Annotated in this window: 18 protein-coding genes; 7 read left to right on the plus strand and 11 right to left on the minus strand. The window is 65.7% G+C overall.

Annotated features, from left to right (window positions below; all coding sequences use genetic code 11):
• Positions 1 to 246: 246 nt before the first annotated feature.
• A complete protein-coding gene (locus tag D3I60_RS01165; protein ID WP_262774233.1) occupies positions 247 to 1,194 on the minus strand; it encodes a hypothetical protein in 948 nt (315 codons plus the stop codon).
• Between the two features lie 85 nt (positions 1,195 to 1,279).
• On the opposite strand from D3I60_RS01165, the gene D3I60_RS01170 reads away from it, so the two are divergent.
• Positions 1,280 to 1,849 (plus strand): MarR family winged helix-turn-helix transcriptional regulator, encoded by a 570-nt coding sequence (locus D3I60_RS01170; protein ID WP_262774234.1) that lies wholly within the window; start codon positions 1,280 to 1,282, stop codon positions 1,847 to 1,849.
• 107 nt (positions 1,850 to 1,956) lie between these two features.
• On the opposite strand, the gene D3I60_RS01175 is transcribed toward D3I60_RS01170, so the two are convergent.
• The 4 genes from D3I60_RS01175 to D3I60_RS01190 form a co-directional block, all read right to left on the minus strand.
• Positions 1,957 to 2,442, minus strand: a complete 486-nt coding sequence (locus D3I60_RS01175) for an SRPBCC family protein (protein WP_262774235.1) — start codon at positions 2,440 to 2,442, stop codon at positions 1,957 to 1,959.
• A gap of 147 nt (positions 2,443 to 2,589) precedes the next feature.
• Positions 2,590 to 4,047, minus strand: coding sequence for an LssY C-terminal domain-containing protein (locus D3I60_RS01180; protein WP_262774237.1), 1,458 nt, complete (start codon positions 4,045 to 4,047; stop codon positions 2,590 to 2,592).
• A gap of 129 nt (positions 4,048 to 4,176) precedes the next feature.
• Positions 4,177 to 5,268, minus strand: a complete 1,092-nt coding sequence (locus tag D3I60_RS01185) for a MerR family transcriptional regulator (RefSeq protein ID WP_262774239.1) — start codon at positions 5,266 to 5,268, stop codon at positions 4,177 to 4,179.
• Positions 5,269 to 5,476: 208 nt separating this feature from the next.
• Positions 5,477 to 6,271, minus strand: a complete 795-nt coding sequence (locus D3I60_RS01190; protein WP_262774241.1) for a HEAT repeat domain-containing protein — start codon at positions 6,269 to 6,271, stop codon at positions 5,477 to 5,479.
• A gap of 98 nt (positions 6,272 to 6,369) precedes the next feature.
• Here D3I60_RS01190 and D3I60_RS01195 point away from each other — a divergent pair, with 98 nt between their 5' ends.
• Positions 6,370 to 6,999 (plus strand): GyrI-like domain-containing protein, encoded by a 630-nt coding sequence (locus D3I60_RS01195; RefSeq protein ID WP_262774243.1) that lies wholly within the window; start codon positions 6,370 to 6,372, stop codon positions 6,997 to 6,999.
• A gap of 76 nt (positions 7,000 to 7,075) precedes the next feature.
• Here D3I60_RS01195 and D3I60_RS01200 read toward each other — a convergent pair whose 3' ends face one another.
• The gene (locus tag D3I60_RS01200; RefSeq protein WP_262774245.1) at positions 7,076 to 7,342 is read right to left on the minus strand and encodes a hypothetical protein; all 267 of its coding nucleotides are present in this window, start codon (positions 7,340 to 7,342) and stop codon (positions 7,076 to 7,078) included.
• A gap of 151 nt (positions 7,343 to 7,493) precedes the next feature.
• Here D3I60_RS01200 and D3I60_RS01205 point away from each other — a divergent pair, with 151 nt between their 5' ends.
• Entirely contained in the window at positions 7,494 to 8,081 is a 588-nt protein-coding gene (locus D3I60_RS01205) for a peptidoglycan-binding protein (RefSeq protein ID WP_262774247.1), read from the plus strand.
• 100 nt (positions 8,082 to 8,181) lie between these two features.
• Positions 8,182 to 8,541, plus strand: a complete 360-nt coding sequence (locus D3I60_RS01210; RefSeq protein WP_262774249.1) for an ArsR/SmtB family transcription factor — start codon at positions 8,182 to 8,184, stop codon at positions 8,539 to 8,541.
• A gap of 140 nt (positions 8,542 to 8,681) precedes the next feature.
• Here the strand turns inward: D3I60_RS01210 and D3I60_RS01215 are convergent, their stop codons facing one another.
• The 3 genes from D3I60_RS01215 to D3I60_RS01225 are packed head-to-tail and all read right to left on the minus strand — an operon-like array spanning position 8,682 to position 11,497.
• The gene (locus D3I60_RS01215; RefSeq protein ID WP_262774250.1) at positions 8,682 to 9,617 is read right to left on the minus strand and encodes a DMT family transporter; all 936 of its coding nucleotides are present in this window, start codon (positions 9,615 to 9,617) and stop codon (positions 8,682 to 8,684) included.
• 40 nt (positions 9,618 to 9,657) lie between these two features.
• Positions 9,658 to 10,920 carry a pyridoxal phosphate-dependent aminotransferase gene (locus D3I60_RS01220; protein ID WP_440588544.1) on the minus strand — a complete coding sequence of 421 codons (1,263 nt, stop codon included), beginning with the start codon at positions 10,918 to 10,920 and terminating at the stop codon, positions 9,658 to 9,660.
• Positions 10,921 to 10,924: 4 nt separating this feature from the next.
• Positions 10,925 to 11,497, minus strand: a complete 573-nt coding sequence (locus tag D3I60_RS01225; RefSeq protein WP_262774252.1) for a peroxidase-related enzyme — start codon at positions 11,495 to 11,497, stop codon at positions 10,925 to 10,927.
• A 119-nt stretch (positions 11,498 to 11,616) separates the two neighbouring features.
• Here D3I60_RS01225 and D3I60_RS01230 point away from each other — a divergent pair, with 119 nt between their 5' ends.
• Positions 11,617 to 11,922, plus strand: a complete 306-nt coding sequence (locus D3I60_RS01230; RefSeq protein WP_262774254.1) for a cupin — start codon at positions 11,617 to 11,619, stop codon at positions 11,920 to 11,922.
• Positions 11,923 to 12,047: 125 nt separating this feature from the next.
• On the opposite strand, the gene D3I60_RS01235 is transcribed toward D3I60_RS01230, so the two are convergent.
• Positions 12,048 to 13,529: a glutamate--cysteine ligase gene (locus tag D3I60_RS01235; RefSeq protein ID WP_262774256.1), complete on the minus strand. Its 1,482-nt coding sequence runs from the start codon at positions 13,527 to 13,529 to the stop codon at positions 12,048 to 12,050.
• 104 nt (positions 13,530 to 13,633) lie between these two features.
• On the opposite strand from D3I60_RS01235, the gene D3I60_RS01240 reads away from it, so the two are divergent.
• Positions 13,634 to 14,806: a M20 family metallopeptidase gene (locus tag D3I60_RS01240; protein ID WP_262774258.1), complete on the plus strand. Its 1,173-nt coding sequence runs from the start codon at positions 13,634 to 13,636 to the stop codon at positions 14,804 to 14,806.
• 141 nt (positions 14,807 to 14,947) lie between these two features.
• On the opposite strand, the gene D3I60_RS01245 is transcribed toward D3I60_RS01240, so the two are convergent.
• Entirely contained in the window at positions 14,948 to 15,958 is a 1,011-nt protein-coding gene (locus D3I60_RS01245) for an FkbM family methyltransferase (RefSeq protein ID WP_262774260.1), read from the minus strand.
• Between the two features lie 173 nt (positions 15,959 to 16,131).
• On the opposite strand from D3I60_RS01245, the gene menC reads away from it, so the two are divergent.
• Positions 16,132 to 17,256: an o-succinylbenzoate synthase gene (menC, locus tag D3I60_RS01250; RefSeq protein ID WP_262774261.1), complete on the plus strand. Its 1,125-nt coding sequence runs from the start codon at positions 16,132 to 16,134 to the stop codon at positions 17,254 to 17,256.
• The last annotated feature ends 74 nt before the right edge of the window (positions 17,257 to 17,330 follow it).

A 17,330-nucleotide genomic window follows, 5' to 3' on the forward strand; every position in this document is an offset into this window, starting at 1 on the left:
ATGATCGCTGCGCCCGCGGCGAAGTCGTGGGCACGCAAGTGCACCGCACCGGGAGTCTCGGCGCACAGACGCAGACGCGATCCGGTGCGAACCCTGGAGGTTCGCACCGGATCGCGTCGATGTTTCACGGTGCCGTTCTGTTGATGGACAGCGCGGATGTGCGGGCCCGCATCGCGTTCTCGGGTGGTCGGAACCGCACTCTGCTCACCGTGCTTGCGGGATCAGCGGGCGGACCGGCGGAGTCGCTTACGAGTTGCGTCCCTGTTCGAAGCCCGCGGCGAATCCGCGCTCGAAGGCCTCTTGCACCTCCTGTTCGCGGCTGCGGCGCTCATCGGCCCAGCCGAAGGGGTCGAATCCTCGTCGGCCCGGGCCGAAGCCGGGACCGAAGTTCGGGCCGAACCCGCGCCGTCCGCGGCCTCCCCCGCGGCGGCGGTCACGGTCGCCGTTCCCACCACGGGGTCCATGAGCCTCGTGACGGTCAGGGCCGCCTCGGTGATCGTCGTGGTCGTGGGGGTGTTCGCGGTCGTGCGGTCCGTTGTGGCGGGCCGAGTCGTCGCCGCGGCGGTCGGAACCGAAGTTGTCGACGATCTTCGACAGCGAGGCCTTGAGGTTTTCGAACTCTTCGGAGGTGAGCACCTCTTCGATGCGATCGCCGACTCCGTCGCGCATATCGCGGAAGCGCTGGCGCAGCTCTTCGGGATCGATGTTCTTCGACGGTCCCCATCCGCCTCGGCCACGCGGCGGACCGTAGGTCACAGGCTCTTCCGGGTAGGCGGCACCGTCGGCGACGACCTCATCGGAATCCCAGCGGCGACGTCCTCGCCGCATACGCCCGAAGTCGCGAGGATCGAATCCGGAGTCGACCGCAGCCGAGCGGAATTCGCGACGCAGCACGTGGCTGAACTCGCGCAGCAGCTGCGGCAGATCGGTGTCGGTGTCATCGCCCTTGCCGTCGCCGGAATCGGCACCGCTCACGGGCTCAGTGCGTGCGGCCGAATCCTTCTCCGCCGCATCGGTCTTGTCCGCTTCGCCCGGCTGCTCGCGATCGGAGTCGAGGCTCGAAGCGCTGCCGGCGACGGTGTTCTCGTCGGTGTTCGGCGAGTCCGTCCGGTCATCGGCACCTGCTGCGCCAGCTCCTCCGGTCGGGGTGGTGAAGTCGTCGTTGTCGTCATTGAAGTCATTGTGTGCAGTCATGTCATCTCCTTAGTTGTCATCTGACATGTACATGCAGAATGACATGCAATTCGATTGCATGTCAAGTGGCATGTAAAATCGAACCATGAGCACGAACGATGACATTCAGGCGATCGCCGAAGCGCTCACCCGCCTGCAGTGGCGGCGCGGGCCGGGCGGTCCGCGCGGATTCGGCCCCTTCGGCGGGTTCGGTGAGCACGTCGGCCCTGGCCAGCGCGGGGGGTTTGGTGAACGCGGTGGATTCGGCGGCGGACGGAGCTCAGACGACTTCCCCTTCGGCGGCAAGCGTCATCCCGGTGGGCCGTTCGCCGCACACGGCCGTGGGCGTGCGCTCATCCGTCTGCTCGTCTCACTCGTCCAGGCGGGCACGGCGCTGGGAGTCAGCGCACTCGGCGATGCGATCGGCGTCGATCAGCCGCGCGCGTCCAGACTCGTATCCCAAGGCGTCGAGCTCGGCCTGCTGCGTCGCGAAGCAGACCCGGATGATGCCCGGCGAACCCTCATCGCGCTGACGGACAAGGGCCGCGCGATCACCAACAGATTCCGCGGCGCCCAGCGTGACAACGTCGATCAGGCATTGAGCACATTCACCGAGGACGAACGGGCACAGCTGGCATCGCTGCTGACGCGCCTCGCCGACGCCTGGCCGAAGTGAGTGCCTCTATCCGTCTGTTCTGACCGGACTGCTGTCCCGGCGGGACGGGCACTCGGACGCGGTAAGCAGTCAGGCCTCGGCCGCGGCTGTCTGCCAGGCGCCGGATCTCAGCCTTCGGCGAGCTGCTTGAGTCTCTTGAGCGAGGCGAGCAGATTCGCCGCCGTCGTCGACTGCGCCCGCGACAGACGCTTCGGATCGCGCAGCTCGGTCCAGTCATAGATGTGACGAACCAGGACCGAGTCGTCCCCGGTCGGTTCGATCTCCCATACCCACTTCTGACCGAACGGCTCTCCACCCACTTCGGAGGGCTTCCAGGCGATGAGCCTGCCCTCGGCGAAGTCGACGACGTGGTTCTCCCGGTCCACGCCCTTGGTCAGAGTCGTGACGAACGAGCCCCCGGTCCCGCGCACTCGCTGCCCCTCGACGGCCGAGCCGAGGTTGTCATTGCCGTCCCATTCCGGCTGTCGCTGCGGGTCGGCGATGAGTTCGAAGACCGCCTCGGCGGGAGCTGAGATCTCGATCTCGGCGGTGACGACCTTGAGGACCGGATCGATCGAATCGAAGACGGAAGCATCGGGGGTCTGGTCGGTCATGGAGTCCTGCCTTCGTATGTGGTCCCGCCTCGGCGTCGAGCTGAAGTGCGGAGTGGATCGGACACGGTCAGAATACACGGACTCGCCGCCCCGGGCCTCGCTGGTGGAAACCCGCCGCCCTGTTCCTCGCATGTGGGGCCCTCCGCGTCAGTCCTCAAGGGCGCGGTCCTGTCGCTCGGCACGCAGGGCTGCCGTGCTGAAGCGGGTGAACATCCGGGAGGAGTCGCTCGACAACGCCAGCAGCACCGCCACCTGCATGGCGATGGTCGTCAGCGCATACATGTTCGTCGCCAGGTCGCGGTCTCCGGTGAAGTAGTTCGTCATCGACACGATCACGGAGATCGTCGAGAGCGTGAGGATCCACAGCCTGGCCCTGTTGCTGCCGCGGAACACCGACGTCGAGGCGATGACCTGCAGACACCCGATGAGGAGGCTGACGCCGACGAGCACTCCAGCGACGATGCGCGTGGCCGTGTCGTCGCTGATCGCCGCGATGTCCGAGCTGTAGCCGACGACTTCGGAGCGCAGTCCGTTCCAATCGAGGAGCATACTGATCACATCCCACGCTTGGAAGAGCAGCAGGACAAGCACGAGGGCGGCCCCGACGACGGTCTGCAGCGGGCGCTGGCGCCACAGCGTCTTCGTCACTTCGGACACGCTGCGTGAATCGGAATAGATGCGGGTGGCGTCGAGAGCCAGCTCCAGGCGTTCGGGGTGATCGGCTTCGTCGGCGACCACCTCGGTGACGTCGACGATCGGCAGGTGCCCGTCGGTGATGATCGCATCGCCGCCGCCGTTGCGGGAGTGGTATCCGGTGGAGAAGTCCTTGATCCGATCGACCGCGATCGCTTCATCGGCACGGGTGACTGTGTCGACGATGTGGTCGCGTTCGACGTCGGTGTTCTCTTCGATCTTGTGGGTGAACTGGAGGGTGAACAGGGAGATGCCGACGGCTTTGTCGTAGGTACCGGCGGCCAGCCAATCGGCCTGGTGTCCGCCGGGCAGCAGCCATCCGTGCGGGCATTTCCAGAACCGCACATGGTGGCGCTGGCCCGGATCTCCATCGACTTCCTGCTGGTAGGCGAAGTCCTGACGGCGGCCGAACAGCAGCAGCGGGGACACCGGCGCCTGCGGGTAGCTGCGCTTCGTCACCGTCGACCGGATGATCTCCCACGTCGATGCGGGAGTGATGCTGTCGGCGAGGATCCATCCGGCTTCGCGCATCGCATGGTGGATCTGCGCTTCCTCACCGCGCCAGGCGAGATTGACCGGATCGCCGAGCAGACCGTCAGAGGTGCGAGTGCGGCCGATGAAGTAGTTCGGCACATAGATCTGGGACAGGATGCGGTGCAGCCTGGGCAGAGCCAGATAGGACACGACTCCCCAGAACACGAGCAGCGTGAGCACCTGCCACCAGCCGAGGCTGAATCCCTTGAGCAGGATGAGCAGCGCCAGCCAAGTCGAGGCCGCACCGGCGAACAGGAAGAACAGGTAGTCGAGCACCCCGGTGGGCGTGAAGTGGTGTCGCCGATAGACGAACGGCTGCCTCAGCCGCCGCTTCTGCCCGACCGCCGCACCGGCCGCATCCGTCCCGCCCGTCGTCATGAGGGCCAGTTTAGTGATCCGTGCTCAGCCACCGGAATGAGGAAGACCCGACATCCCTTCGCCGAGGCGGTCGGAACGCGGATTCCCACCGCCCCCTCACCGAGGCGGCCCGACCGAAATCGGTCAGGCTCACTCCTTGCCCGATGTCTGCTCCCGCCGGCGGCGGTCGAGTGCGGCGAGTGCGGTGGCTGCGAGCTCCGGGCTGTCGTCGTCGCTGAGCTCGGCAATGAGGTCACTGCTGCGGCCGCCGGAGATCTCGAGGAGGACTTGCAGCACCCGGAACCGTATCTGGGGATCGTGTGAGTCCGCTTGTCGATGCAGTTCGGTGAGGACCCGTTCGCTGATGTCGGCAGTCGGTCCGGTCGCGTCGACGATGAAGCCGAGGGTCTCGGCCGCCTCGATGTCCCTCGGTCCGTTCATCGCCATGTCGAGCAGCACGGGCACAGCTTTCTCATCACCTGAGCGGCCGAGGGTGAGTGCGGCGATGCTCCGGATATCAGGGTCGACATCGTCGAGTCCCTTGTCCAGTGCCTGCCGGATCATCGAAATCGAGCGTGAGTCGAGTTTCTCATCAGGTGTGGTCCTGCGGATCTCGTCGAGGGCCAGCAGTGCATTGAGACGCACTTGGGCAGATGCGTCGTCCATTCCGATCACCACATGAGGCACGGCCTCGGCACCGGCTTGGGCGAGCGCCCACCGCATGGCCCCGGCCGCGTTGAGCACGGTCTCCTGCAGGACCGCCTGCGACAGGGCCTCGATCGGCATTCCTCCGTCGACTCCGCTGCCGAGTGCGGCTTTGTGCCGTTGGATGACATCGCCGGACTCGAGAGAGCGCATGAGATCGATGGTGTGCAGGAGCGACTCGCCGTCTGCTCGACCGAGCCGAGCGACGGACTGGAGGTGGTCGAGCAGACGCTGCTCGGCCGCGATCCGCTCACGTGCCTGGTCGATGAGGTCCCCGAGCACTGTGCCGGGGTCGAAGTCCGGCTCGGACAGCACCCGACCGACTTCAGTCAGCGACATCCCGAGTTTGCGCAGACCCTCGATGTGGAAGATGCGCCCTATATCGGCATCGGAGTACTCGCGATAGCCGCCAGGCGTCCGCTGGCTGGGCGAGACGAGGCCCATTGATTCGTAGTGGCGCAGCATGCGTGCGCTCACACCGGAGCGCCGGGCCACTTCGCCGATGAGCATTGCCACCTCTTCTCTGCTGTCAGCCACTCTAGGCCGCAATCGCGGCCATCCGGGTGCATTGTTCCGAAGTTCTTCGATGCCTGGGACCTTTCGGACGTCGCACAACGGCCGCAGGCAGACTTCGCACAGGTGCTGGAACCGCGCACTGAAGGAAGGGATCCGAGACCTCGGGCGTGTGCCGGCGGGCTTGCCCCACCCGTCGGCACACGCACGATCGGACCTTCCCTGTGCCGATCTAGACCGTGGCCTCGGACCCCAGTGCGACCACCCGCTTGGCTGCGTCCAAGGCGTGGGCGAAGCCGGCATCCGGGTCATCGAACATATCCCGGGTCGCCATGGCGTGAGCCCGCACTGTGTCGTCCTCTGCGTGAAGCCTCTCATCGACCACTGACACGAGATCCTCGCCGAGGGCCACAATCGCTCGGCTGAGGCTCTTCTGCATCTCGAGATCCCCTCGCCCCAACTGCGTCACCAGGGCGGATGCCAGCTCTTCACGATCATCACCGGGCACAAGGGCAACGGCGGCTCTCCACGCGCTGCGGGCCACCTCGGTGTCGGTATGGGCGATGAGGGCGGTGCCGATCCGGGCCGGGTCCATGGCCGGCCAGGCGCGGACGTCACCGATCTTCGACAGGGTGTGCAGGGATTGGCTGATCGCCTGCGGCAGCGGCGAGTCGAGTTCGGCGACGAGGCGGGCAACGGTGTCGTCGGCGGGCAGCCGAGTGAGCGCCCAGGTGAGCATGTCGCGGACGAAGAAGTCCGGTTCTATGCGGCATCGGGCGATGAGCACGTCGAGGTCACGGGGCTCGGCCCGGGTGCCGATGGCCATCGCCGCTTGCAGGCGCTGCTGCGGGGTCGACGCACTCAGCGCGCCGACCATGGGGTCGCCGGTGTCGTTCCATCGGCCTCTGGGCTCGATCAGACGATCGCTGGTGTCGCTCCTGCCGCCGCTGGAGTCATTCCGGCGACTGTCGGTCTCTGTCGAAAGCGGCGGTTCGGAAATATGGTGGTGTTTGAGTGGATGTGTCATGGTCTCCACCTCCTTGCCACCCAGTGAAGACCCTGACATCGTGTCAAGGTCAAGCGGATCGGACTCATCTCATTCCCAACCCTGGAGCGGAGCCTCGTATGGACAAGATCGATTTCAAGAGATCGCTGCCGAGTTTCCGCGCGAAGCAGGGGCGATTCGATCTTATCGAGGTGCCGGAATCGCAGTACCTCATGATCGATGGCCACGGGGACCCGAACACCTCGCCGGATTTCGCTTCGGCGCTGAAGAGCCTCTATCCGCTCGCCTATGGGCTGAAGTTCCTCAGCAAGCTCGAACTCGGCCGCGACTATGTCGTGCCTCCGCTCGAGGGGCTGTGGTGGGCCGATGATATGGCGGCGTTCACGAGTGCTCGGGACAAGTCAGCGTGGGACTTCACGCTCATGCTGCTCGTCCCGGACTGGTTGGATGCCAACCACGTCGACGGCGTCATCGACACGGTCCGGGCGAAGGGATCGGCGCCCCGCCTCGGCGAGATCCGATTCGACGCGCTGTGGGAGGGAACGTGCGTCCAGACCCTGCACATCGGTCCCTTCGATGACGAAGGGCCCGTCCTCGAACATATGCACGCCGATGTCGTTCCCGAGTTAGGGATGACGATGGCGGGCAAGCATCACGAGATCTACCTCAGCGATGTTCGCCGGACCGCGCCGGAGAAGCTGCGCACGGTCCTCCGCCAGCCGGTGGCCCCGCAGGATCACCGAGGCTGATCCGGATCGGTGATCTGGACGGGTGCCGACGATGCTCCTCGCCCGTCCTACCAGGGACTCAGCCGCTGCCGAAGAGTCAGCCTCCGTTCGTCCAGCCTCCGGACACCGGGGCAGTGGTGCTCGGACCGGGGCCGCCGTCCGAGTCGGAATCGGAGGGTGAGGAACCGACCGACGAGGAGTCCGAGGTCGGCGATGAACCCGTCGACGACGATTCCGAGGACAGAAAGATGACGGCGACGAGGATGCCTGCAACGGTCAGGATGCCGACAGCGACGAAGGAGAAGACCACAATGAGGCAGGTCATCAGAGGTGGGCGGTTGTTGCGCCGAACGATTCTCACCATGGTTCAAGCCTAAGCTGTGCGGGGTTATTCGAAACCGGTCCGCACTCGGCTCCGCTCGCCCCCTCACCGCCACTCGGCCGTGACCTTCCTGTGATAAAAACCTCGGCGTTGCCCCATGCACTCTTAAGTTTGTTGCATTATCGTTATATTCATGCCTCGTCTGACATCATCTCGCAAGGGCCGCCGGTCCGTGCTCACCGGTGCCCTCATCGGGCTCGGGGCAGCAGTGGTGGCACTGGTCGTGGGCGCCGTCGTCATCCTCAATTCCCCCATTTCTTTCGGGTCCACGAAGATCAGGCAGATGCAGATGGCTTCGGTCAACCAGCTCAGCGAACAGCAGATCGACAATGCTCGGCTCATCATCGGCGTCGGACGAGGCGGCAACTTCGACGACCATGCGATCCGGATCGCCCTCATGACGGCACTGCAGGAGTCCTCGCTGCGCAATCTGGATTCCGGCGACCGTGATTCGGTCGGCCTGTTCCAGCAGCGTCCTTCACAGGGCTGGGGGGAGCCCCATCAGCTCACCGATCCGATCTACGCGTCCAAGGCGTTCTATGGGATCAACCCCGAGGTCGAGAACCCCGGTCTCAATCAGATCGACGGCTGGGATTCGATGTCACCGACCGAAGCGGCGCAGTCCGTGCAGCGGTCGGCACTTCCCGACGCCTACGGGCAGTGGGAAACCTTGGCCGACGACCTCCTCGGATCGCAGGCCGACGTCGAAGCCCTCGACTGAAGCGCTGACAGCCCCGACCGCCCGAACCCTGCGACAGCCACGGCCACCCCACGGTGCCGGATATCGCATGACCACGCCGGTTGTCCGGTAATCTGCACTCATGGCTTCCATTCCCGATTCCGTCCCCCTCAATGACGACGTCGAGCAGCTCCTGCTCAACCCCGAGGACCATCTCGAAGCCATCACCGAGACCGCCGACCTCTTCAAGGCACTCGCCACACCCTCCAGGCTGAAGATGCTGCTCGTCCTCACCCACGGCGAGGCCACGGTCACGCACATCGTCGAGGCGACCGGACTGTCCCAGCCGCTGGTGTCCCAGCACCTGAAGTTCCTCCGCGGACTCCACCTCGTCGGAGTCAATCGGATCGGCCGCGAAGCCTACTATTCGCTCAAGGACGACCACGTCGCCCACATCATCGTCGACGCCATCGCCCACACGATCGAGGCCCACGAACACTGAGTTCCGCTTGGGGCGCTGCTTCCGCAGCGAATCTCTCGCCGAGGCGGCCCACCGTTCCCAGCCCACAGCAGCGTTTCCTTCGCCGAGGCGGCCCACCGTTCCCAGCCCACAGCAGCGTTTCCTTCGCCGAGGCAGCCCCCCTACCGACGTCGCCGACGTGTCAGGGCCTCGGGTCCTCCACCGACGACCCAGACGATGAGGGCCACCAGGACGGCACCGATCCACTGTCCCGCCTGCAGCCGCTCCCCGGCGACGAGGGATCCGAGCACCACTGCGGACAGCGGTTGGAGCAGCATGAGCGCCGCGGTCATCGGCACCGGCACCAGCGGGCTGGAGATGCTCAGCAGCACCCACGACAGCGCCTGCCCGCATACGGCCAGGGCGATCATCCAGCCCCAACCGGCCCAGCCGAGGTCGAAGTCGAGTCCGCCGAGGGTCAGCCCGGCAACCGCGGTCATCACCCCGGCGGCGATCGTGCCCACCTGGACAGGGGCGACGACGAAGTCTCCGGCGACCTTCCGGCTGTGGTGGATGCCGAAGATGTAGACGCCGTAGAGCACACCGGACAGGACCCCGAAGATCGCTCCCCGCGTCGGATTCGCTGCCGTCTCGTCGGCGCCGAACACTCCCCCGGTCAGCAGCATGCCGATGATCATGATCGGCACGCAGCCGATGAACAGCCATCCCGGCCTTGAACCGCCGAACGCCCACACCAGCGCCGGGAACACGATCACTTGAACACTGATGAGGATCGTGGACACGCCCAGACCGGCATCGAGCACGCTCTGCGCCCACAGCACATAGTCGATTCCGAGCGCCGTTCCGGAGACCGCGGCGATGAGGATCGCCTTCGGCGGGAAACGACCGTACCTGCGCAGCTCGAGCCACGCCAACGGGGCGAGCACAATGACCGCTATCCAACACCGCAGAAAGGCGGCGGTGGGGGCGGTCGCCTCGGCGAGGATGACGAACAGACCGGCCGATCCGAGCAGGACTGCGGCCAGGATGATGCCGAGCACCGGCAGGGCCTTCGGCGTCGGAGGCGGCCCGCCCGCCCGCTCATCCTCGGCGCTCATCGGATCCCCTCCACAGGGCTCATCCCACGATGTTCAGGGCTCATCCCATGAAGTCGAGGATGCGGTCGATGGCTTCGGCCGTGCGGTCCGCTCCGACGGCCAGCGACAGGCGCACCGAACGGGAGCCGTCGACTGAGTCGAAATCATCACCTGGTGCGAGCGCGACACCGGTGGCCTCGAGCACCTGCGCGCACCACTGCCCAGCGGTGGCAATTCCCGCGCGGTCGAGGATGTCGTCGACTCCGGCGTACATGTAGAAGGCGCCGTCGGGTGGGGCCATCTCGCCGAAGCCGAGGTCCGCGCGGGCGCGCAGAACATGTTCGCGTGCACCGGCGAACGAGGCCACAGCGGCCTCGCATTCGGCATAGGACTCGTCTGCAAAGGCTGCGACCGCCGCGTACTGCGCCGGGACCGGGGCGCACAGGGAGAGGTTGCCGGTGACGTTCTGGGCCGGGGCGACGAGTGCTTCGGGCAGGATCGCCCAGCCGAGTCGCCACCCGGTCATGCCCCAGTATTTGGAGAACGAGGAGATGACGATCGCAGTGTCATCGTGGGCGAGTGCGCACTCGCCGCGGGTGCCTATATAGCTGATGCCGTGGTAGATCTCATCGGAGATCACCTGCACCCCGTTGGCCCGGCACCAGTCGACGATCCGGCCGAGCGCCTCGGGGCCGATCATCGTGCCGGTAGGGTTCGCGGGTGAGGCGAGCATGAGCCCCTTGAGCGGGGCCTTCGCATGGGCGGCGGCCAAGAGGTCGGCGGTGGGCTGGAACCCTTCATCGGCACCGCAGTCGAGTTCGACGACCTCGCAGCCGAGTGCGGAGAGGATGTTCTTGTACGCCCCGTAACCGGGTCGGGCCAGAGCCACCCGATCACCGACGTCGAAGCAGGTGAGGAACGTCGTCTGAAACGCGCCGGAGGATCCGGTCGTCACGGCGATGCGGTCGGGTGCGATGTCGAGTCCGTACCAATCGCGGTAGTGGGAGGCGATGGCTTCGCGCAGTTCGGGGATGCCGAAGATCGGCGAGTATCCGAGTCCAGTGCCGTCGCTCATGACCTCGGCGGCACGGGCGAGCACGGGACCGGGCGCGCCCTGGGTCGGTTCGCCCAGGCACATGGCGATGGTGTCACGACCAGCGCGCTGCATCTGCCCGACGGTGGCGACGATGCCCATCGCGGCGAACGGTTTGACGAGCGCGGATCGGGCGGAGGCGGCCGGGATGGTTTTGGCGGAGGCGGCCGGACCGGAAACGGCGGAGGCACGGATGGCGGGGTCCGCCTCGGCGGGGGTGGATGAGGTCATCGGTTCACTTCTTCTCACGCGGGAGGCGGCCGAGGGTGTAGAACTCCGGGTTCGGGAGCATTCCGGAGATGTGGGCCATGCGGTTGGACAGGCCGAAGAAGCCGGTGATCGCGGCGATGTCCCAGGCGTCTTCGGCGTCGAAACCGTGGTCGGCAAGCCTCTGGTGGTCGGCGTCTCCTACGGCCCACGGTTCTTCGCAGATCTTGACGGCGAAGTCGAGCATAGCCATCTGACGTGGGCTGATATCAGCCTGGCGGTAGTTCGTGGCGATGACATCGGCGATGAGCGCGTCTTTCTGGAAGATCCGCAGCATCGCTCCGTGCGCGACGACGCAGTAGAGGCAGTGATTGATCGCCGAGGTGACCACGACGATCATCTCCCGATCGGCCTTGGTCAGGTTCCCCGTCTCCTTCTCCATGAGCGCGTCATAGTAGGCGAAGAAGGCGCGGAATTCGTCCGGTCGGCGGGCCAGGGCGAGGAAGACGTTGGGCACGAAGCCCGACTTCTCGGCGACCTCGAGGATCTGGGCGCGGATGTCATCGTCGACGTTGTCGATGTCAGCAAGTGGGTATCGCATACCACTCATGCTAGCCCGGGTGGATCGGTTCAGGTCGAGCCCGCTCAGGGCGATACAGTGAGTGGGTCAGGTCCGTCCCGGCTCTACCGCAAGCCGCTCGCGCATCGAAGGAGATCACCATGACCGCAGACAGTGCAGCAGACACCGGTTCGACCGGCGAGGTCCAGCTCGACAATGGAGTGTTCCGGGTGACGAAGTGGACGATCCGCCCCGACGGCGTCATCCCGATGCACAAGCACGAGTACGAATACGTCGTCGTGCCGATGGTCACGGACACGATGCTTGTGCGCAATTCGGACGGCACAGAGATCCGCGCCGACCTCGAGGCCGGAGTCTCCTACACGCGTCCGGCAGGGTCCGAGCACGAGGTCTCGAACCCCGGAGGCAGCGCCGACGTCGTCTTCGTCGAGATCGAGCGTCTCTGAGGCTCGTCGCCTGAGCCCGAGAATAGGTCGCTATCGGATACTTTCTGCGTCGCGAAGTATCCGATAGCGACCTGCATTTGGCGCTGAGTATCCGATAGCGACCTGCATTTGGCGACGAACGACCATCAGCGGGTGGGGATCTCCCAGGTGTGTATGGGCTTCCCTGTCGCCTGGTTCGCGAGGTAGGCGTCCATCATCGCCGTGATGCCCTCGGCGCGTTCGGGTGAGTCCTGGCGGCTGCCGGGTGTGAGGCTCTCGAGGGCCTTCAGCTGCCAGGTCGCACCGTTGACGCGGCTCTCCGCACGGCCTTCGATGATCGACATATATTCGTCGATGACGTCCTTGTCGATGTTCAGTCGCGAGAGTCCGCGCCTGGCCTGCGGTGCGAGCACATCGGTGACGAGGTCGGCCACGCCGATGCGTCCGATCTTCGGCCAGGTCACCCGGGCCTCGATCCCGTCTTTGGCGCAGGCGTTGAAGTTCTCCTCCGCCTCGGCGAACGACATCCGCGACCACACGGGACGGTTCTCCCCGACGAGGAACTCGGCCAGACCGTAGTAGAAGGCGGCGTCTGCGACCATGTCGACAGGTGTTGGACCGGCCGGGAGCAGGCGGTTCTCGACACGGATGTGCGCGCCGCCGTCGCCGGAGTTGTAGATGGGACGGTTCCAACGCCACACCGTGCCGTTGTGGAGATTGAGTTCGAAGAGCTTCGGGGCATCGGCGGCACGGAATTCGACGAAGTCCTTGATCTCGGGCAGCAGCGGCGGGAAGTAGCGGACGTTCTCCTCGAAGAGGTCGAAGACGCTGGTGATCCACCGTTCGCCGAACCATACGCGGGGACGCACGCCCTGGTTGACGAGTTCGGGTGTGCGGGTGTCGATGGACTGCGCGAAGATCGGGATCCGGGATTCGTGCCACAGCTTGCGGCCGACGAACAGCGGTGAGTTCGCTGCCATCGCCACCTGCGCCCCGGCGATCGCCTGCGAGGCGTTCCACGCGTCGGCAAACCGGTTCGGCGCCACCTGCAGGTGCAGCTGCATCGACGTGCAGGAGGATTCCGGAGCGATATCGGCGAACTCCGCCTTGTACCGCTCTTCACGGCCGAGTTCGATGCGGACGTACTCGCCGCGGGCGTCGATGACCGAGTTGCTCAGCGCCTCGTAGCGGTTCTCCTCGGTCATCCACTTCTCGTCGGTGAGGAATTCGGTGGTCAGGGTCGGCAGGGTGCCGATCGACACCACCTTGAGTCCGTGCTCCTCGGCGGCCTTCTGCGCTTTCTCCAAGCGATGGGCGACACCGGCCTCCAGGGTCTTCAGCCCCCGCCCGGCCACCTGGAGCACCGGGTGGTTGAGTTCGAGGTTGAAACCGCCGATCTCGGACTGGTATTCGTCATCGAGGCGATCGAGCACCTCCTGGTTGCGCAGGCTCGGCTGATTGCCCTCGCCGACGAGGTTGAGCTCGAGTTCGAGCCCGATCGTGCCCGCCGATTTGAAATCCGCATGACGAAGGTAGGTATCGAAGAGCTCGAGATTCTCCGCGAGCTTCTCCCGATACAGTGTGCGTTCCTCCGGCGTGTACCGCTTCGAGCTGACTGCCTCACCCATAGGACTAGCAAACCACAGACAGCAGGGTTTGTGCGCGGCCGCCGTCCACAGGCACCATTCGGACACCTGCGTTGTCGGCAACCGGCCTTCCGTAGACTCGCCTTATGACTTCGACCACATCATCTGCGCCCCAGTCCGCTGACTTCGTCGAACAGGCGAACCGACGCCTGCCCGACATGCTCGCCGACATCGAACGGGTCGTCTCCATCGAGACCCCCTCACATGACAAGGCGGCCGTGGCCGCAGGAGCACGGGACTTCGCCGCGCTCCTGGGGGACCGCCTCGGCGCCGAGGCGGAACTGCTCGAGGTCGACGGCACCGCCCACCTGCGTCTGCGCTTCGGCACCGGGCCGGCCCGCGTCGTCCTGCTCAACCACCAGGACACGGTGTGGCCGCACGGCACCCTCGCACGCATCCCGTTCTCCACCGAGGACGGCATCCTCCGCGGTCCCGGCAGCTTCGACATGCTCACCGGGGCGATCATGAGCGTGCACGCGACCGCGATGGTGGCCGACCACCTCGGCGAGGGCGGGCTGGACGGTCTGTCGATCCTCGTCACCGGTGATGAGGAGATCGGCTCCGTGTCCTCGTCGGACCTCATCCGCGCCGAGGCGGCCGAGGCGAAGGCCGTGTTCGTCATGGAGGCGAGCGCGGGCGGGGCGCTCAAACTCGAGCGGAAGGGCACGAGCAACTACGTGCTGAAGTTCACCGGCAGGGCCTCGCACGCGGGCCTCGAACCGGAGAAGGGCATCAATGCGGGAATGGCCCTGGCCCTGACCCTGCCGTTGGTGGCTGACCTGGCCGACACCGCGGCCGGGACGACTGTGGTGCCGACCGTGATCAGCGCGGGGACCACGTCGAACACAGTGCCGGCCGAGGCGCGGGTGGACATCGATGTGCGCGCCCGGACTGCGGCTGAGCTCGAACGCGTGGATGCGCAGATCCGTGAGTTGGCTGCGAAGCCGCAGGTGAAGGGCTCGACAACGGAGGTGCTCGGCGGGATCAACCGGCCTCCGTTCGAACGGGAGCAGTCGACTGCGCTCTTCGAGCGGGCGACGACCCTCGCCGGCGAACTCGGACTGCCCGCGCCGCAAGGAGTGTCCGTGGGCGGCGCCTCGGACGGGAACTTCACCGCCGGTGACGGCATCGCCACCCTCGACGGTTTGGGGGCCGTCGGCGATGGGGCGCACGCCGAACACGAACACGCCGTCGTCGACAAGATCGCTCCGCGCACCGCTCTGCTGGCTGCTCTCATCGCCGATCAGCTGCAGGGCTGAAGCGGAGCGGCGAGCTGCTGCCGTAGTTCTCAGACGCCGCCAGTGCACCGGGCCCTCCCTGCGCAGTCAAGTGTGCGCATATTGCCAGATTCGAGCTGAAAATGTGTAATCTGCGCACAGTTAACTGTCGGCTGCATGGCTTCAGTCGACCGGGTAGCCGGCCGCACGCATCTGATCCGGTGATTTCAGCGTGAGCAGCCAGTCTCGCAGCCGCGGATCCGGCCGAATCGTCGTCCGCGCGTACAGTCGATCTTCGCCGACGAGGTAGCAGCGGTAGCCATGCTCGCCGAGGTGGCCCATGAGCTCCCGCGGTTTCGCGCGGTCATCGAGGACTTCGCAGAGGATGTCCGGGTGCAGCTCGGCGAGGAAGTCCTGCCCGTGAGCGAAGACGTCGTTCTCACCGCCTTCGACGTCGATCTTCACCGTCACACGCGGTGCCTCGCCCCGACCTGAAACGTCGGGAACGCTTTCCCCGGCGTGCAACTGCGGATCTCGGTCCGACGCCTCGGCCAGCACCTCGGGCAGGAGCGCGTCGAGGGAAGTGAAGCGCACCTCGGCGTCGGAGTCGAAGTGCATATCGGAAGAGTAGAACGACGGCAGCGCCGATCCTCCGTCCCCGATGGGCACCTTCATCCAGGTGTCGGGGCTGCCTACTCCGGTCGGGTGGACGGTCACGCGGCTGTTGAAGCCGTTGCGTTCGACGTTCTTCTCCACACCTGCGACGACTGCGGGGATGATCTCGAAGACGTGGGCGCGCACATTCTCGTTCGCTGCGAGGACGGCCATGGTGAAGACCCCGGTGTAGGCGCCGATGTCGAGGAAGACATCGGCATCGGCGCTGAGCGCGACCATGAGCTCGAGGGCGAACGCGTCTTCGGGTTCGGTGCGTCTGCCCCTTCCCCAGTAGAACTCCTTGGCGATCTCGCAGCGGAAGGGCTCGACGAGGATGAAGTCCGCTCCGCCCGCTCGCCCGCGGATTTCGGTGAGTTCGATGGGGGCGGGGAGACGACCGATCTTCAGCCCTCTGATCCGGGGCGCTAACGTTCGCAGCAGCGGGTGGAGGACCGGTTGTGCGAGCGCGGTCTTGACCGGCAGTTTGAGGCCGAACCAGGACTGTCTGCGCGCGGTGAAAGTGCGCAGGTGATCGTTCACGACGGCGGCCCCCTTGCTGACAGGAAGACTTTTGTTCACACTATCAATCGCCGGACCGCCGCTCCAGGGTTCTTCCGGACCTGATTCGCGATACTCGCCGCCTCTTCGCAGACCACTGGCATAAGGTGGAAGCCAAGACCCATCCGCCCCGTTGCGAAGCAGGAGCCCGGCATATGAAGCTGAAGTCAGTCACCCTCCACCAAGTCTCGATTCCTCTCGTCACCCCGTTCGAGACCTCGTTCATGCGGGAGACGGAGAAGGACTGCTACCTCGTCGAGGCTGTCTTCGACACCCCGCAGGGTGAGATCACCGGGTGGGGAGAGTCCGTGGCGATGATCTCTCCGCTCTACTCCTCCGAGTATGTGGCCGCCGGCATCGACGTCACTCGCCGCTGGTTGGCACCGCTGCTCTTCGACGTCGAAAATCTCACTGCGGAGACCGTCGGCTGGCACCTGCGCCATGTCATCGGCCACCCGATGGCGAAGTCGGCTCTGGAGATGGCCGTCATCGAGGCTCAGCTCAAGCTCAACAGCCAGTCGTTCAAGGACTACCTCGGCGGAGTCGTCGACTCCGTGCCTTCTGGAGTGTCCGTGGGCATCCAGGATTCCGTCGAGGAGACCGTCAAGGTCATCGGCGGCTACCTCGAAGAGGGATACGCCCGGATCAAGCTGAAGATCAAACCCGGCAAGGACATCGCCCCGGTGGCCGCGGTGCGCAAGGCCTTCGGCGACGATTTCGGCTTCCAAGTCGATGCCAACGCCGCCTACACCCTCGTCGATGCCGCGCACCTGCGTCGCCTCGACGACTATGGTCTCCTGCTCATCGAGCAGCCTCTCGGCGAAGCCGATATCCGCCAGCACGCCGAGCTCGCCAAGCTCATGGACACCCCGATGTGCCTCGATGAGTCGATCGTCTCCGCCGAGGCTGCCGCGGACGCGATCATGTTGGGCGCCACCTCGGTGATCAACATCAAGCCCGGACGGGTCGGCGGGTTCATCGAGGCGAAGAAGATCCACGATCTCGCTGCCGCCCACGGCGTCGCCGTCTGGCACGGCGGAATGGTCGAAACCGGCCTGGGACGGGCGGCGAATGCGGCGCTGGCCTCACTGCCGGGCTTCACCCTGCCCGGCGATATCTCCGGCTCGAATCGGTTCTTCCACGAGGACATCACCGAGGAGATCGTCATGTACGACGGCAAGGTCGACGTGCCCACCGGCATCGGCTTCGGCGTCTCCATCGACCCTGCCAAGCTAGAACGCTTCCGCACCGAATCAGAGGAGATCCTGCCCGGACAGTAGGACAAAGATCGCCGAGGCGGCCCTCCCCTCACCGGTCACCGACCGGAAGGCTGGGCCGCCTTCACAGCAGAATC

The sequence above is a fragment of the Brevibacterium permense genome, from assembly GCF_025506275.1.
In the GTDB taxonomy this organism is placed as follows: domain Bacteria; phylum Actinomycetota; class Actinomycetes; order Actinomycetales; family Brevibacteriaceae; genus Brevibacterium; species Brevibacterium permense_A.

Bases quoted from the DNA above. Each gene is read 5' to 3' on its own strand.
- D3I60_RS01190 (WP_262774241.1), bottom strand. From the start codon at position 6,271: ATGACACATCCACTCAAACACCACCATATTTCCGAACCGCCGCTTTCG.
- D3I60_RS01175 (WP_262774235.1), bottom strand. From the start codon at position 2,442: ATGACCGACCAGACCCCCGATGCTTCCGTCTTCGATTCGATCGATCCG.
- D3I60_RS01230 (WP_262774254.1), top strand. From the start codon at position 11,617: ATGACCGCAGACAGTGCAGCAGACACCGGTTCGACCGGCGAGGTCCAG.
- menC (WP_262774261.1), top strand. From the start codon at position 16,132: ATGAAGCTGAAGTCAGTCACCCTCCACCAAGTCTCGATTCCTCTCGTC.
- D3I60_RS01240 (WP_262774258.1), top strand. From the start codon at position 13,634: ATGACTTCGACCACATCATCTGCGCCCCAGTCCGCTGACTTCGTCGAA.
- D3I60_RS01200 (WP_262774245.1), bottom strand. From the start codon at position 7,342: ATGGTGAGAATCGTTCGGCGCAACAACCGCCCACCTCTGATGACCTGC.
- D3I60_RS01170 (WP_262774234.1), top strand. From the start codon at position 1,280: ATGAGCACGAACGATGACATTCAGGCGATCGCCGAAGCGCTCACCCGC.
- D3I60_RS01215 (WP_262774250.1), bottom strand. From the start codon at position 9,617: ATGAGCGCCGAGGATGAGCGGGCGGGCGGGCCGCCTCCGACGCCGAAG.
- D3I60_RS01180 (WP_262774237.1), bottom strand. From the start codon at position 4,047: ATGACGACGGGCGGGACGGATGCGGCCGGTGCGGCGGTCGGGCAGAAG.
- D3I60_RS01220 (WP_440588544.1), bottom strand. From the start codon at position 10,920: ATGACCTCATCCACCCCCGCCGAGGCGGACCCCGCCATCCGTGCCTCC.
- D3I60_RS01210 (WP_262774249.1), top strand. From the start codon at position 8,182: ATGGCTTCCATTCCCGATTCCGTCCCCCTCAATGACGACGTCGAGCAG.
- D3I60_RS01235 (WP_262774256.1), bottom strand. From the start codon at position 13,529: ATGGGTGAGGCAGTCAGCTCGAAGCGGTACACGCCGGAGGAACGCACA.
- D3I60_RS01165 (WP_262774233.1), bottom strand. From the start codon at position 1,194: ATGACTGCACACAATGACTTCAATGACGACAACGACGACTTCACCACC.
- D3I60_RS01195 (WP_262774243.1), top strand. From the start codon at position 6,370: ATGGACAAGATCGATTTCAAGAGATCGCTGCCGAGTTTCCGCGCGAAG.
- D3I60_RS01205 (WP_262774247.1), top strand. From the start codon at position 7,494: ATGCCTCGTCTGACATCATCTCGCAAGGGCCGCCGGTCCGTGCTCACC.
- D3I60_RS01225 (WP_262774252.1), bottom strand. From the start codon at position 11,497: ATGCGATACCCACTTGCTGACATCGACAACGTCGACGATGACATCCGC.